At 36.5% G+C, this 14,490-nt stretch carries 16 protein-coding genes; all 16 read left to right on the top strand.

Features of this window, described 5'->3' with window-relative positions; genetic code table 11:
• The first annotated feature begins 16 nt into the window (after positions 1 to 16).
• The 16 genes from HMPREF1039_RS07250 (at position 17) to HMPREF1039_RS07180 (ending at position 14,465) form a co-directional block, all read left to right on the top strand.
• Positions 17 to 787: a replication initiator protein A gene (locus HMPREF1039_RS07250; protein WP_000344984.1), complete on the top strand. Its 771-nt coding sequence runs from the start codon at positions 17 to 19 to the stop codon at positions 785 to 787.
• Positions 784 to 1,635 carry an ATP-binding protein gene (locus HMPREF1039_RS07245; RefSeq protein WP_000588833.1) on the top strand — a complete coding sequence of 284 codons (852 nt, stop codon included), beginning with the start codon at positions 784 to 786 and terminating at the stop codon, positions 1,633 to 1,635. The genes HMPREF1039_RS07250 and HMPREF1039_RS07245 overlap by 4 nt, the downstream gene beginning before the upstream one ends.
• The gene (locus HMPREF1039_RS07240; RefSeq protein ID WP_000606558.1) at positions 1,632 to 2,117 is read left to right on the top strand and encodes a PcfB family protein; all 486 of its coding nucleotides are present in this window, start codon (positions 1,632 to 1,634) and stop codon (positions 2,115 to 2,117) included. The genes HMPREF1039_RS07245 and HMPREF1039_RS07240 overlap by 4 nt, the downstream gene beginning before the upstream one ends.
• Positions 2,114 to 3,898: a VirD4-like conjugal transfer protein, CD1115 family gene (locus HMPREF1039_RS07235; RefSeq protein ID WP_007391804.1), complete on the top strand. Its 1,785-nt coding sequence runs from the start codon at positions 2,114 to 2,116 to the stop codon at positions 3,896 to 3,898. The genes HMPREF1039_RS07240 and HMPREF1039_RS07235 overlap by 4 nt, the downstream gene beginning before the upstream one ends.
• Before the next feature lie 166 nt (positions 3,899 to 4,064).
• Positions 4,065 to 4,376 (top strand): single-stranded DNA-binding protein, encoded by a 312-nt coding sequence (locus HMPREF1039_RS07230; RefSeq protein ID WP_000807039.1) that lies wholly within the window; start codon positions 4,065 to 4,067, stop codon positions 4,374 to 4,376.
• A 3-nt stretch (positions 4,377 to 4,379) separates the two neighbouring features.
• Positions 4,380 to 4,595 carry a Maff2 family mobile element protein gene (locus HMPREF1039_RS07225; protein ID WP_000394208.1) on the top strand — a complete coding sequence of 72 codons (216 nt, stop codon included), beginning with the start codon at positions 4,380 to 4,382 and terminating at the stop codon, positions 4,593 to 4,595.
• A gap of 19 nt (positions 4,596 to 4,614) precedes the next feature.
• The gene (locus tag HMPREF1039_RS07220) at positions 4,615 to 5,478 is read left to right on the top strand and encodes a VirB6/TrbL-like conjugal transfer protein, CD1112 family (protein WP_000466907.1); all 864 of its coding nucleotides are present in this window, start codon (positions 4,615 to 4,617) and stop codon (positions 5,476 to 5,478) included.
• Between the two features lie 17 nt (positions 5,479 to 5,495).
• Positions 5,496 to 5,759 carry a hypothetical protein gene (locus HMPREF1039_RS07215; RefSeq protein ID WP_000595841.1) on the top strand — a complete coding sequence of 88 codons (264 nt, stop codon included), beginning with the start codon at positions 5,496 to 5,498 and terminating at the stop codon, positions 5,757 to 5,759.
• Between the two features lie 3 nt (positions 5,760 to 5,762).
• A complete protein-coding gene (locus HMPREF1039_RS07210) occupies positions 5,763 to 6,152 on the top strand; it encodes a PrgI family protein (protein ID WP_039891938.1) in 390 nt (129 codons plus the stop codon).
• On the top strand, positions 6,064 to 8,493 hold the full coding sequence (locus HMPREF1039_RS07205; RefSeq protein WP_000653488.1) for a VirB4-like conjugal transfer ATPase, CD1110 family: 2,430 nt from the start codon (positions 6,064 to 6,066) through the stop codon (positions 8,491 to 8,493). The genes HMPREF1039_RS07210 and HMPREF1039_RS07205 overlap by 89 nt, the downstream gene beginning before the upstream one ends.
• Positions 8,494 to 8,496: 3 nt before the next feature.
• Positions 8,497 to 10,629, top strand: coding sequence for a CHAP domain-containing protein (locus HMPREF1039_RS07200; RefSeq protein ID WP_000516790.1), 2,133 nt, complete (start codon positions 8,497 to 8,499; stop codon positions 10,627 to 10,629).
• Between the two features lie 11 nt (positions 10,630 to 10,640).
• Positions 10,641 to 10,880, top strand: a complete 240-nt coding sequence (locus HMPREF1039_RS07195) for a hypothetical protein (RefSeq protein ID WP_000817944.1) — start codon at positions 10,641 to 10,643, stop codon at positions 10,878 to 10,880.
• Complete coding sequence (locus HMPREF1039_RS07190) at positions 10,855 to 12,069, top strand: hypothetical protein (protein ID WP_456152266.1); 1,215 nt, start codon at positions 10,855 to 10,857, stop codon at positions 12,067 to 12,069. The genes HMPREF1039_RS07195 and HMPREF1039_RS07190 overlap by 26 nt, the downstream gene beginning before the upstream one ends.
• Positions 12,036 to 12,398, top strand: a complete 363-nt coding sequence (locus HMPREF1039_RS08650; protein ID WP_456152267.1) for a CD1107 family mobile element protein — start codon at positions 12,036 to 12,038, stop codon at positions 12,396 to 12,398. The genes HMPREF1039_RS07190 and HMPREF1039_RS08650 overlap by 34 nt, the downstream gene beginning before the upstream one ends.
• Entirely contained in the window at positions 12,385 to 14,205 is a 1,821-nt protein-coding gene (locus HMPREF1039_RS07185; protein WP_000977260.1) for a DNA topoisomerase 3, read from the top strand. Before HMPREF1039_RS08650 ends, HMPREF1039_RS07185 begins: the two co-directional genes overlap by 14 nt.
• An 80-nt stretch (positions 14,206 to 14,285) precedes the next feature.
• The gene (locus HMPREF1039_RS07180; RefSeq protein ID WP_000389423.1) at positions 14,286 to 14,465 is read left to right on the top strand and encodes an AbrB/MazE/SpoVT family DNA-binding domain-containing protein; all 180 of its coding nucleotides are present in this window, start codon (positions 14,286 to 14,288) and stop codon (positions 14,463 to 14,465) included.
• Positions 14,466 to 14,490 lie beyond the last annotated feature (25 nt).

Below are 14,490 nucleotides of genomic sequence, written 5' to 3'. Positions count from 1 at the left end.
AGGGAGGTGATCTTGCATGGACTTTGACTATTTCTATAACAGAGAAGCAGAGCGATTTAACTTTCTGAAAGTGCCTGAAATATTAGTAGACGGAGAAGAATTTAAGGGACTGTCTGCTGAAGCCATTATCCTATACTCCATGCTTTTGAAACGCACAGGAATGTCCTTTAAGAATAACTGGGTGGACAAGGAAGGCAGAGTATTTATCTATTTTACTGTTGAAGAAATTATGAGAAGAAGAAATATCTCAAAGCCTACTGCCATAAAAACATTGGACGAGTTAGACAGCAAAAAAGGAATAGGACTGATTGAAAGAGTAAGGCTTGGACTTGGTAAGCCGAATGTCATTTATGTTAAAGATTTTATGAGCATAATAGCGGTAAAAGAAAATGACTTTCAGAAGTCAAAAAACTTAACTTCAGAAGTAAAAGATTTTAACCTCAGAAGTAAAGAAAATGAACTTCAGGAAGTTCAAAATGTTGACTCTAACTATATAGAGAATAATAAGAGTAAGTATAGTAAGAGAGAATATAGTTTTGGGGAAAACGGACTTGGAACATTTCAAAATGTTTTTTTAAAGAATGAGGATATAGGCGAATTACAAATAAAAATGGCAGGAGAGCTTGATAACTACATTGAGAGATTATCAACCTATCTTCAAAGTACTGGAAAGACATATAAAGACCATAAAGCAACAATTCTTTCTTGGTTTTATAAAGATCAGGGAAGTAAGAAAAAAACCAATATCCCTACATGGGAGGAATATAACAAGGGAGTACATTTATGATTAAAGAATTAGAGAAAGTGATGATAGAAGATGTGGAATACAGCTTCAATCCTGAAAAAGAATACATCAAAGACGGACACGCCTACTGTAAAGTGTGCCATGAAAGAAAAGATGGAAAAGCATTAGACTTTTTCGGAAAGCAGATGATATTTAAGACAGCTTGTAAATGCGATAGAGATAGAGAAGCAAAAGAAAAAGAAAGACAAAAGCAGCTTGAAATCGAGAGATTAAAAAGTATCTGCTTCACATCCATGATTCAATGGGCATATACATTTGAAAACTATCAGGGAAAAGAAAATCAGAGTCTTATCATCGCAAAGAATTTTGTAAAAGATTACGAACTGATGAAAAAAGAAAACATCGGACTCTTGTTTTATGGTTCGGTGGGTAGCGGAAAGACCTATCTTGCCTGCTCTATTGCCAATGCACTGATTGAACAGTATCAGATAAGCGTTAAGATTAGAAACTTTTCACAGATAATCAACGAACTGCAAAAAGGCGGATTTGACCTTGATAAAAACGCATATATAGAATCCCTTGTAAACACTTCCGTTCTCATCTTAGATGATTTAGGAATTGAAAGAGATACAAGCTATGCCAAAGAGCAGGTATATAACATTGTGAATAACAGATACCTAAAGCACAAGCCAACAATCTTTACCACAAATCTTTCATACAGCCAAATTGAAAACTGTACGGAGAGTGTGGAATACCAAAGAATTTACTCAAGAATTATCGAGATGTGTATTCCTGTGATGGTACTTGGAGAAGATTACAGAAAAGTTATTCAGGAAGAAAAATTAAAGAGGAATAAAGAAAGATTACTGACTGGAGGTGAGAGAACTTGATCAATGAAGAAATCGCAAGAAAAACGCTTAACATGGAAGTGAAAGCTGCTAAAGTAACAGGAAAGCTAATTCTGAACTTATTAAAGAAACTGATGAAAGAGGCTGAAAAACTTGGAGGACTGGAAAAGCTGGTTAATGCTAACGGAAATGAAGTAAAGCTCAAAGATATGGTTAAAAAGGGACAGCTTGAAGAAATTCCGGTAGAAGAAGCAGAGCTGAAGGAACTGAAAAAGGAACTTAATCGGTATGGGGTAAAGTTTTCGGTGATGAAAGATAAAGAAAGCGGTAAATACTCCGTATTCTTTCAGGCAAAAGACATGAAAGTCATGGATAAAGCCTTCAAACACGCTCTTGCAGAATCAGAAAAGAAAACGGAAAGAAAAGAATCTATCCACAAGAATATTGAGAAGTTCAAGGAGATGGCAAAGAACACTGTTTCTAAAGATAAAGTTAAGAATAAACAAAAGGAGCAGAGCCTATGATAGATAAGATACTAAAAGACATCAAAGGCTTATTTAAGGTGCAAGATAAGGCAAAGTTGCTAAAGCAGAATATTCCCTATCTTGCATTTTTCTATGTTGGCAATATCTTTTCTCATCATGTAAGAGCCTATACTGGTGGAGATGTGATAGACAAAATCTTTCAAGGAATATTAGAACTTAATACCATGAGCTTTATTCCAAGTATTCATCCTTCTGACATTTTAATGGGCGTGGGAGTGGCAGCTCTAATTAAATTTATTGTCTATACCAAAGGGAAAAATGCAAAAAAGTTTAGGCAGGGGAAAGAGTATGGTTCAGCAAGATGGGGAACGAGAAAAGATATAGAGCCGTATGTGGATGAAAAGTTCCAAAACAATATCTTGCTTACTCAAACAGAGCGATTAACCATGAATGGCAGACCGGCAAATCCAAAGTATGCAAGAAATAAGAATGTACTTGTTATTGGTGGTTCTGGCTCCGGAAAGACGAGATTTTATGTAAAGCCAAACCTAATGCAAATGCACTCGTCATATTGTGTTACAGATCCTAAAGGAACGATAGTCATTGAGTGTGGCAAGATGCTTGAAGATAATGGCTATGAGATAAAAATCTTAAATACCATCAACTTCAAAAAGAGTATGAAGTACAATCCCTTTGCCTATCTCAGAAGTGAAAAAGACATCCTCAAATTAGTGCAGACAATCATTGCAAACACTAAGGGTGAAGGGGAAAAGGCAGGTGAGGATTTTTGGGTGAAAGCCGAGAAACTCTACTATACGGCTTTGATAGGTTATATTTTTTATGAAGCTCCAAGAGAAGAAAAGAACTTTGCAACACTACTGGATATGATAGATGCTTCAGAAGTCAGGGAAGATGATGAAACATATATGAATCCCATTGATAGACTATTTGAAGCATTGGAAAAGAAAGAGCCTACGCACTTTGCGGTAAAGCAATATAAGAAATACAAACTTGCTGCTGGAAAAACGGCGAAGTCTATTCTTATTTCATGTGGTGCAAGACTTGCTCCTTTTGATATTCAGGAGCTTAGGGACTTGATGAAAGAAGATGAGCTTGAGCTTGATACACTGGGAGATAGAAAGACAGCACTCTTTGTTATTATCTCTGATACGGATGATACTTTTAACTTTGTGGTATCTATCATGTACTCACAGCTATTTAACTTACTTTGTGATAAGGCTGATGACGAATACGGGGGAAGATTGCCTGTTCATGTAAGGTGCTTGCTTGACGAGTTTGCCAACATCGGCTTAATTCCTAAATTCGAGAAATTGATTGCAACAATCCGAAGTAGAGAGATTTCAGCAAGTATTATCTTGCAGGCACAATCTCAGCTAAAGGCAATCTACAAGGATAATGCAGATACCATTGTAGGCAACTGCGATAGCACTTTGTTTCTTGGTGGAAAGGAAAAGACCACACTAAAGGAGCTATCTGAAACACTTGGTAAAGAAACCATAGATCTGTATAACACATCGGAAACACGATCCAATGCCAATAGCTATGGACTGAATTACCAAAAGACAGGAAAAGAGCTGATGAGTCAAGATGAGATAACGGTTATGGATGGCAGTAAATGTATCTTTCAGCTTAGAGGTGTCAGACCGTTTTTATCAGACAAATTTGATATTACAAAGCATAAGAACTACAAGCTCTTGGAGGACTATGATAAGAAGAATGTGTTTGATATTGAGAGCTATATGAAGCGAAAAGGGAAAGCAAAATTAAATAGAGAAACTCTTATTACAAGAGTGCAGTAAGTCTAAAGAACATAGATTTGCTGCTTTTTTATTACTCAAAATCAGGAGGAAAGATGGTAAGGATAAGAAGTCCCACTAAGGAAAACTAAATAGCAAGAGTATCAGCGATTGGAAAAGAAAAAACTCCAGTCGCTTTTTTTATTGAAAAGAAAAGGAGAAATTTTTAATGAAGCAAGAAATGATTAACATCAATGCCAACTTATTGGCAGAACCAACTTTTTCGAGTTTTGACAAAGAGGGAGAAGCTGTTGAAGTTGCAAACTTTACGCTTGTAAAAAAGTATGGGAAAGGCAAGGAATATATCAACTGTGCAGCCTATGGTGAAAAGTCAGAAACAGCAAAAGCCTTTGAAAAAGGTGATTTGATCCATATCTTTGGATACTTTAAGAAGCGTGAAAAAGATGGAAAGACTTACAAAAACTTTGTTGTGAAGTCATACAACAAAATTGAAAAGAAAGAAGAAAACGAGGAGGAATAAATCATGGAATTTTTTACACAGGCGGTAAATGTATTAAAGATTTTAGTTATGGCAGTAGGTGCAGGACTTGGAGCATGGGGTGTTATCAACCTGATGGAAGGTTATGGGAATGACAATCCGGGTGCAAAATCTCAAGGTATTAAGCAGCTTATGGCAGGAGGCGGTATTGTCCTTATCGGACTTAAGCTGATTCCGCTACTTGCCAATGTACTCAAGTAAGAAGAAAAGGAGAGCTTAGATGTTTGGAATATTCGACAAGATAGAAGAATTTTTTAAGGAACTTCTACTGGGCGGTATCCAAGCAAACTTAGAGTCCATGTTTCTTGACATCAACGATAAAGTTGGTGCAGTTGCAACAGATGTAGGAAAAACTCCCATGGGGTGGAACGGAGATGTATTTGCCTTTATCAAAAGCATTAACGATTCCGTCATTATTCCCATAGCGGGACTAATCATCACAGCAGTCCTTTGTATTGAGCTTATCAATATGGTAATGCAAAAGAACAATATGCACGATACAGATACCTTTGAATTTTTTAAGTACATCATCAAGATGTGGATTGCTGTATGGTTAGTATCTCATGCTTTTGAGTTTTCAATGGCAGTCTTTGATGTGGCACAACATATGGTAAATAAGGCGGCAGGGGTGATAAATACCTCTGCCACCGTTTCCGGAGATCAGATAGTGGCAATGATGGATACCTTAAAAGAAAAGGGGCTTGGAGAGCTTGTCATGATTCTCTTTGAAACCTCACTCATAAAGGTTGCCATAGAGGTAATTTCCATTGTAATCATGCTTGTGGTTTACGGAAGAATGTTTGAGATTTATGTTTACTCATCGGTTTCAGCCATTCCATTTGCCACAATGGGAAACAAAGAGTGGGGACAAATTGGAACAAACTATATCAAAGGACTATTTGCACTTGGGCTACAAGGACTCTTTTTAATGGTTTGTCTTGGAATATACGCAGTATTAGTTAAGACAATACAGATAACAGATATACACACAAGTACCATGACGATACTTGGATATGCGGTTTTGCTGGGGTTAATGATGCTAAAGAGCGGAACTCTGGCCAAAAGCGTATTAAATGCACACTAACAGAAAGGAAGGATAGGATGATCAAAAGAAAAACAGTATTTACATCAGTAGTAATCGGAGCAGGTGTTATAGCGGTGATTGATAGAATCAAACTTTTTAGCAAGATTAATGACTTGGAAGAAAGAACAAAAGACATCGGTCGCTGCCATAATGACTTTTGTATTTTGCAGGAAAGATATAACAAAAATACAGATAAACAGATAGAAAGCATTCAGGAAGAAATCGGCTCTGTATATGAACACATGGCGGAGCTTTCAAAAGAAAAAGAAGATGGGAGGTAAGTTATGGCGTATGTACCAATCCCAAAAGTCCTAAAGAAGGTAAAAACAAAGGTAGCTTTTAACTTAACCAAAAGGCAGATGATAGGTTTCACACTCGCAGGACTGGTAGGACTACCAGTCTATTTATTTATGCGAAAGGTTGTTCCAAATGATATAGCCGTCATATTTCTCATTGTGTCCACACTCCCTATATTTTTCATCACTCTTTTTGAAAAGGACGGACTGACATTTGAGAAATATTTTAAATATATTTACCTTCATAAGTTTTATCAACCACAAAAAAGAGTGAGAAAGGAGGTTTACCTTGAAAGACAAAAGAAAGATTCAGCAGGTAAAGTTAGAACAAAACAAAAAGATGTTAAGAAGTCAAAGACAGGACTTAAAGCAAAATAAGGGAAAATCTAAAAAAGATAAAGGCGGGCTACTTGACCTTATTTTTAGAAAAGAACCAAAAAGATATACTGTCGAAGATACCATTCCCTATCATAGACTCTTAAAAAGTGGTATATGTCAGCTTGACGAAAAGCACTTTAGTAAAAGCATAGCCTTTCAGGATATTAACTACCAACTTGCTTTAGATGAAGATAGGGATCTTATTTTTAATCAGTTTGCAAATTTTCTAAACTCCTTTGATCCAAGTATCAGTATTGAGTTTTCATATATCAATCAACTTGGACGAAACGAAGAAATGAAGTCGGCAATTCAGATACCAGATAAAAAGGACGGTTTTGACGATATACGTCTTGAGTTTAGAGAGATGCTTAAAAGTCAGATTGTAAAGGGAAATAATGGACTGAAAAAATCAAAGTATGTAACCTTTACAGTAGAAGCGGATAATTTAGAGCAGGCAACATCAAAACTTGAAAGACTGGAGATAGATATATTATCTAATCTAAAGAGTATGGGAGTTCGTGCGGAAAGTTTAAGTGGGGAAGAAAGACTCAAGATTCTTCACGATATATTAAATCCCAATAAGACCTTTGAGTTTTCATACAAAAATTTGAGGAAAAGGGAAAGCACTAAAACATACATTGTACCTGATGAATTTAACTTCACGCCTTCAAGGTACTTTAAGTTTGGAAAATTTATCGGGGCAGTCAGCCATTTTCAAATTCTTGCCAGCGAGCTTTCAGACCGTATGCTTGCCGAGTTTTTGGATATTGATGATAACATCAATATTTCCTTTCATATTAAGGCAATCGACCAATCGGAAGCTATTAAAATGGTAAAGAGAAAAAATACCGATATTGACAAGATGAAAATTGAGGAAAATAAGAAAGCGGTAAGAAGCGGTTATGATATGGACATTCTTCCATCGGACTTAATCACCTATGGAGAAGATGTAAAGAGTCTCTTAAAAGATTTGCAGACAAGAGATGAACGAATGTTTGTGGTAAGTATCGTCTTTATGAACTTTGCAAAAACGGTGCAAAAGCTTGATAACACAATCTCTCAGATAAGTTCCATTGCAAATAAGCATAACTGCAAGCTGAAAAGACTTGACCATACGCAAGAACAAGGACTTATCAGCGTGCTACCTCTTGGCGTAAACAAGATTGAGATAGATAGAGGACTAACCTCATCATCTACGGCAGTTTTTATGCCCTTTACCACAGAGGAGCTTTTTATCAATTCAAGTAACAGTCTTTATTACGGACTAAATGCCTTAAGCCATAACCTGATTATGGCAGATAGGAAAAAACTCAAAAATCCAAACGGTCTAATCCTCGGAACTCCTGGAAGTGGTAAATCCTTTAGTGCTAAAAGAGAAATGGCAAATGCAATTTTAGTAACGGACGATGATGTGATTATCTGCGATCCAGAAGGAGAGTATGGAAACCTTGTAAGACAATTTAATGGAGAAGTCATTAAAGTCAGCAGTAAGTCCAAAGATTACCTGAATCCCCTTGATATAAATATGAACTATGGCGATGGGGATGCGCCACTGAAAGACAAAGCAAACTTCATTATGAGTATGCTGGAGCTTGTAGTAGGCGGCAGTGGTCTTACGGCAGAAGAAAAGTCCGTTATAGACAGGTGCTTACCTAAGATTTACGAAAAGTATTTTGATAATCCAACTCCTGACAATATGCCAATACTGCAAGACCTATACGATATGTTAAAAGGACAGGAAGAAAAGGTCGGTAAAAAGCTGGCAACGGAGATGGAAATCTATGTATCAGGTTCCCTTAATGTTTTTAATCACAGGTCAAATGTGGACTTAAATAAGAAACTCCTGTGCTTTGATATTAAAGAGCTTGGAAGTCAGCTAAAGAAAATAGGAATGCTTGTTATACAGGATCAGGTGTGGAATAAAGTATCTCAAAATAGAGGAAGCAAGGCTACAAGGTACTATATCGACGAGTTCCACTTGCTGCTAAAAGATGAACAGACAGCATCGTATTCGGTAGAGATTTGGAAAAGATTTCGTAAGTGGGGAGGTATCCCTACGGGTATTACGCAAAATGTCAAAGACCTACTTATGAGTAAGGAAATTGAAAATATCTTTGATAATACCGACTTTGTCTTAATGCTAAATCAAGCGTCAGGAGACAGAGAAATTTTAGCAAGAAAACTTAAAATCTCACTTCCTCAGCTTAGATATGTTACCAACTCAAATGAGGGCGAGGGATTACTGTTCTTTGGAAATACCATTGTTCCTTTCCTTGATAAGTTCCCGAAAGATACAATTCTCTATCAGAAGATGACTACCAAGCCTGAAGAAGTGAGGTAGCCTATGGGGAAAAAGCTGAAAAAGGATTTTAGGGAAAGGCATAAGGCAAGTCTTGAAAGAGAAATGATCCATAGTGAAACATTCACTACATCTGAAGAAAGTAAGCTAAAGCACAACGATGATTACAGAGGAAAAATCGTCCATGACAAAGACAGATTTCAGGACAAGGTTCATAAGAAAATAAACAAGGTAAGTTCTGATAATGAAAAGGCTTATGGAACATCCAAGAGAAATGCAAGATATAGAGCTTCTGATAAGGATAGTATAGCTGCTGTAAGTGAAACAGGAAGATCGGATTATATTACGGAGGTAAAGGATGGAAAAATCTATGATCCTTTAGGAAAAGACCTTGATAATGACGGGATTATAGACAGATACGATAATGACTTTAGGGACAGCGACTACTTTGAATCGACCTATGATGTGGATGATAATCTCCATAAAAAAGATGAGTTTTTTGGAAGTTCCTCTATAACTCATGAGGCTAAAAAGAGAAAGTATAAGAGGAAAAACTACACCGAAAGCCTTTATACAAGAAAAAAAGAAGATGTGTCAAAGGGAAATAAATCTGAAGGTAAAAAGACTGGAAAAGATGCTGCAAGCGAAAAAGTTTATAGTAGCCTTTCTAAAGAGCAGAGGAAAAAGCTAAAGAAAGATATGGTAAAGGTATCTGCCCTTTCAGGACTTGCCAAAGGAAGTGAAACCGTAAGGGATTATCTTTCTCATGGAAGTGATGAAAATAAAGGGGTAGAGGCAGGAGAAAAGACAGCGGACGCAAGCTCGAAACTCATTCATGGCATAAAGAAATATTCTGATAAGAAAAAGGCGAAGAAAGGATACGATCTTACAAATAAGGATTATAAAATCAGGAAGCGAAAATCGAAGCTTGAATTTCGTGATGCCAAAGAGAACCTGAAAAAGACGAATGAATATAAAAGAGCAAATGCCTATAAAAGATTTCAAAAGAAAAATCAGGTAAAGGCAGCCATTCGTCGTGAGAATAAGTCAAGGCTCAGAGATCGGATTAAAGAAAACCTCATTGGCTCGTTGAAAGGCTCAAAGAGATTTATATTAAGAAAAGCAAAGGGACTTATGATTATTTTCATAGGTCTTATTATTTTGGGAACTTTCTTTATCAACTTTGCAGGAACGGGAATGACAGGCTTTATGAACTCCACAAGTTCTATTCTTACAACAAGCTATTTGTCAAAGCCAAATGTCCTAAATGAAATCAATCAGAGCTTTTCTGCTATGGAGAGTGAGCTTCAAAATGAGGTTGATCATGTCAAAAATAACTATCCCGGCTATGACGAGTACATCTTAAATAATACAGAGTATATTGGTCATAATGTCCATGAGCTTTTATCCTATATTACATCAAGATGTGGAGAGGTAAAGAGTGTATCGGAAGTAGAATCCATATTAAAAGAATTGTTTGAGTCCATGTATGACCTTGAATATAGGGAAGAAGTTGAAATCAGATACAGGACAGTTACAGACACCTATACCGATGAAGATGGCAACGAATATACCGAAAGTCATGAAGAACCTTATGAGTATAAAAAGCTCATTGTAACGCTGCATAAAAAAGAGATGGACAGCATTATCCGAAAGGTCTTTGCTGATTATCCCGATAACTTAAAGCACTATGAAGCCTTATTCCTTGCACAAGGAAATATGGGAGAAGCCTTTGGAAATTCTGACCTTATCAGTGCAAATGGTGGCGTAGGTGGTGGAGTTGAGTATGAAGCATCAAGTGAAGTTCAAAAGAAGATTGTTAATGCTGCATACATCACGCCATCTCCGGGTGCAGGCTGGTGTGCCATGTGGGTTTCACAGGTCTATCAAAATGCAGGTCTTGGATATATTGGCGGAAATGCCTGCGATATGTACAGAAACTATACTTTTACATCAGACAGGTCAAAACTCAAGGTGGGAATGCTTGTAGCGGTGGAAAGCAGTAGTAGTGGAAGCACAGCAGGACTTACCTATGGTCATGTAGGAATTTATATTGGAGATGGTAAAGTTATGGATAATATTGGACGAATAAGAGTAACCACTTTAGACAATTGGATTGCGTCTTTCTGCAAGCATCATCCCGTAGGATTTGGATTCCCACCAAACGTAAAGAAATAGGAGGTAACAATGTGAAACGAGAATTAACGGTAGTGAAAAACAAAATAAAGAAGTTGAAGGATAAAAAGGCTTTGATTGATGAAGAATTGGAGCCTTTATTTATTCGTGAAGAAGAACTTGAAAACGAAGAAATCATTGCCATTTGCAGAAAGAACAACATTACAATCAGTGATTTGATGGCAAAGGTAAACAGACAAAGAGTAGAAATGAAAAAGGAGAAGTCAAATGAAAACCAGTTGGAAAAAGAATAAGAAGTTTTGGACAGCAGCACTTGCAGTCGTTGTAAGTATAAGCTGCCTTTTGGGTCTTTGGACAGTTGTTTATGCTCATGAGCAAAGCTTAACGGAAGCACCTACAAGCGATAAAGCTGTCCAAACACAAGTGGAAGTAAATGTAAAGTATATCTTTGAAGATGAAAAAGTTTATAAGGAAGAAAAGATAAAGGCTGAGAAAGGACAGCTTCTTGACAGCGGTGATCTGCCGATGCTCCCTGATAATATGAAATTTATTGATGAGTTTCTATTTTATGAAGTAAAAGGCGATGGAAATGATGAAATTATCCGAAAGGTAGCAAAGACTGAGGCTAAAGATAAAGAGACTCAGACAGAAGAAGAAAAGCCGAAACAGGATGAAAGCTCGCAGACGAAAACTCCAAAGACGGAAGATAAATCAACGCAGACAGAGCTTTCTAAAAATGATATTTTCAAAATGGAAAAAGATGCTAAGGAGCTTCAGGAAAAACTTGATAAGTTAAATAGCGAAATGAAGGATAAAGACAAATTAAGCGATAATCAGAAAGAAAAAATCAAAGAACTTGAAGCCCAGATTGAAAGCTTGAAAGAAAAAATGAAAAAAGATAAGGAAAATAGGGACTTATCAGAAGAAATGAAGAAGGAAATGGATAAGCTGAATAAAAAGATTAAAGAGCTTGAGGAAAAGGCAAATGAAGCAAACAAGGCTCCCGTAATATCTAATCCGCCTGCACTGAACAGTCCTATTTCCGGAATTAAGAAAAACTCAGGCATTTCAAATCAAACACCTGTAAACAATACAGGAAAAAGCACAACTACACAGGCGAGTTCAGAAAATACTGTAAAAGATACAAGTAATTCTGAAACGAAAGAGAAAGATATTCGCTATCCTAATAAGCTGACACCGAAAGCTCCTGCCAATAACAATCAGGATTCATCTATGGACGGGACAAGTAAGACTGTAAATACCAATAAGGGAGTAGCTTCTGCTCCGTCAAAGGCAAGAGGAACCGTTACGGAAAATAAGGACAATGCGAATAAGGACTATCCAATTCATCACGGGGATAGCGGTGATAACAAAGAAACAGATCTGTATTCTGCTGATGCAAGACAGTTTATTACCTTTCAAACGAAAACGGTAAGACCTTCCATCTCATCATCAACCACGATGAGACACAAGAAAATGTAATGCTTTTAACGGAAGTATCTGAAGATGATCTTCTAAATATGGTTGAAAAGAAAGAAGCTCCGAAGCAGGAGATTAGCAAAGAGGAGCCAACTAAGGAAGAAGTAAAGCCTGAGAAAAAAGAAGAAAAGAGTAATTTAGGAACATATATTATTCTGCTTCTTGTTATAGGCGGAGCATTAGGAGCAGGTTATTACTTTAAGGTCGTAAAAAAGAAAGAGGATAAGGAGCTTGAATCATTAGAGGAAGAAGATGATGATTTCTTTTCGGAAGCAGAAAGTGAGCAAGAAATAGGAGAAGCAGAAGAAACAGAAGCTTATGATGAAGAATAAATGCATCTTAAAATATATTGTTATGGGTGCAAACGCAGGGCGGGAGAGTAAAATCTTTCGCCCTTTTACAATGAAAGCAGGAGGAAAAATATACATGGAACATATACTTGTGATAGCAGAAAAACCGAGTGTAGCTATATCAATTGCAAAGGTAATAGGAGCTACAAAAAAGAAAGATGGATACTATGAGGGAAATGGATATAAGGTATCTTGGTGCGTAGGCCATCTAATTCAGATGGCAAATCCGGACGCTTATGATGAAAAATACGCTAAGTGGAATATATCGGATTTGCCGATTATTCCGAAGCAGTACAAATTTGAAGTGGCAAAGGCTACAAAAAAGCAGTTTAATATCCTTAAAAAACTGATGAATGATAAGGAGATTGATACAGTTATCAATGCGTGCGATGCGGGAAGAGAAGGAGAAAGTATTTTTCGACTGGTATATAACGAAGCTAAATGCAAAAAGAAAATGCAGCGTCTTTGGATTTCGTCAATGGAAGATAGTGCTATCAAAGAGGGATTTTCCAATCTAAAGAATGGCAAAGATTACGATAAGCTCTTTGAATCGGCACAGGCAAGAGCTATTGCAGACTGGCTTGTCGGAATGAATATCAGTAGGCTATATTCTTGCCTGTATAAGCAAAATTACAGTGTCGGGAGAGTGCAAACCCCAACGCTTTACATGATTGTAAAAAGAGATGAAGAAATAAATAATTTTAAGAAAGAAAAATACTACACCGTAGAGCTTTCTATGAACGGCTTTACATTATCGACAGACAAAATTGGTGATGAAATAACCGCAGAGCAGCTTATTAATTTAATAGGCGATAATATTGAAATAACTGATGTCATTCAAAAAGAAAAGATTACAAAGCCGGATTTACCCTTTGATCTAACAACACTTCAAAGAGAGTGTAATAAATATTTTGGATATTCAGCAAAGCAGACGCTTGATTATGCTCAAAGCCTGTATGAAAAGAAACTAATTACCTATCCAAGAACAGACAGCAGATGCTTAACGGAAGATATGATTGTAAGTACGGTCAATAACATTTTAGGAAAAAATGATTTTGATACAGAGCGTATCAAGACGGTATTTAACTCAAAAAATGTTACGGATCATCACGCTATTATTCCGACAGTAAGCTCGTTAAGTGAAGATTTATCGAGTATCCCTGATAGTGAAGCGAAGGTATATAGGCTTATTTCTAATAAGCTTCACGCAAGTGTAGGCTATCCATTAGTCGAAAACACAACAAAGATTGTAGCTGAATTTGACGGATTTGAATTTACAAGTTCAGGAAGGGTAATTAGAGACGAGGGCTTTAGCAAATACCTTAAAGAATACAAGTCCAAGAAGAATGAGTTCATAGAGCTTCCTGATGTAAGTATCGGTGATGTTTTAAGTATTGAAAATAAAGAGATTAAAGAAAAATTTACTCAACCACCGAAACACTTCACTGAAGATACGCTTCTAAAGTCTATGGAGATTGCAGGAAATGAAGCCTTAGAAAAAGGTGTAGAAGTGGAAAGAAAGGGACTTGGAACACCTGCAACAAGGGCAGGAATTATTGAAAACTTAATCTATAAGGGTTTTGTCGAAAGAGATAAGAAAAATTTGATTGCCACGCATAAGGGGATCAGCCTTGTAACAATAGTATCCGATACCTTTAAGTCAGCGGAAACAACTGCAAAGTGGGAAATGGAATTAGCGGATATTGCCAAAGGGAAATCTTCAAAGGAAGAATTTTTAGAAGCAATTGAAAATGAAATAAAAGAGGTTGTTCTGACATATAGTAAGTAAGAGATAACTAATTCAGAGTGGAAAAAATACTCCAAAAGTGCTATAATTTTGTAGGAAAAGTAGGGCGAAAGGAAGTAAATATGGAAGATATATTTATGGATACTGCAAAAGTTATGGCAAAAGGACAGGTTACTATTCCGAAAAGGATAAGGGAACTTTTAAATTTAGAAAATGGAGATTATGTTACTTTTGTAGTTAATAAAGATAAAGTGCAAATTCAAAATTCTAAGGCTTTTATTGAAGAAAACATTAAAAAATAACAGCACGTTTTTAGAGGTAGGTGAA

It is taken from the genome of Megasphaera lornae (genome assembly GCF_000214495.1).
Classification (GTDB): Bacteria; Bacillota; Negativicutes; order Veillonellales; family Megasphaeraceae; genus Megasphaera; species Megasphaera lornae.
The sequence above is the reverse complement of the archived record's forward strand: the minus strand, read 5'-3'. Positions and strand labels throughout refer to the sequence as shown.